Genomic DNA, 830 nt, shown 5'->3' on the forward strand with positions numbered 1-830 from the left:
GCATATAACAAAGCGTTTAAGAGGGATTTGGCACGCGTGGCATTTTTAGTATGCGTTGGGTTCAGTGTTTAAGGCGCTATGCGGTAGCTTTTGTATTGCGTGCCTGCACCCCTTAACGCGGCGTTATACGCAAGGAGAGTAAAGTGGTAAAAATTCGTGAGATGGAAATCGCGGACTATGACGAAGTGATAGCCCTTTGGGTGCAAACTGAAGGTATGAGTATCAGAGATGCTGACTCAAAAGAAAGTATCGCAATCTATTTGAAGCGCAATCCGGAGTTAAGTTTTGTTGCCGGAATTAATAACAAAATAGTTGGTGCGGTGCTGGTTGGCACTGATGGGCGTAGAGGTTATTTGCAACATTTGGCAGTATCGCCGAATTTTCGGGGACGAAAACTAGGTCGTGAGTTAGTTGATAGAGCAATAAGTTCGCTAGCTAAAATTGGTATCCCGAAAACTCATTTATTTGTGTATAACGACAATGTAAATGCCCAACAGTTTTATGAAAGGCTAGGCTGGTTTGTTAGGGATGAAGTTCGAATGTATTCATTCAACAGTTCGAGCAATAGCAACGTCTAGCGCACGGCGTATAACAAAGCGTTTAAGAGGGATTTGGCACGCGTGGCATTTTTAGTATGCGTTGGGTTCAGTGGTTACGGTGCTTTGCAGTAGTTTTTGTATTGCGTGCCTGCACCCCTTAACGCGGCGTTAGGTCTTCGTGCATTAGTTTAAAAAAGACTCTTTTTGTTTGGCATTTGAGCAGTCGAGTTGCATATTTCCCAGGTTCACTTGAAAAACAAAAATATGCCGTCATGTTATGGGTTTGCATGA

At 43.3% G+C, this 830-nt stretch carries 1 protein-coding gene; it reads left to right on the top strand.

Annotated elements, in window-relative coordinates:
* The first annotated feature begins 143 nt into the window (after window positions 1-143).
* On the top strand, window positions 144-578 hold the full coding sequence (locus tag UF05_RS17075) for a GNAT family N-acetyltransferase (protein WP_045545903.1): 435 nt from the start codon (window positions 144-146) through the stop codon (window positions 576-578).
* The last annotated feature ends 252 nt before the right edge of the window (window positions 579-830 follow it).

Origin of the sequence: Vibrio sp. S457-15 (assembly GCF_000960545.1) — a bacterium.
GTDB classification, from domain to species: domain Bacteria; phylum Pseudomonadota; class Gammaproteobacteria; order Enterobacterales; family Vibrionaceae; genus Vibrio; species Vibrio parahaemolyticus.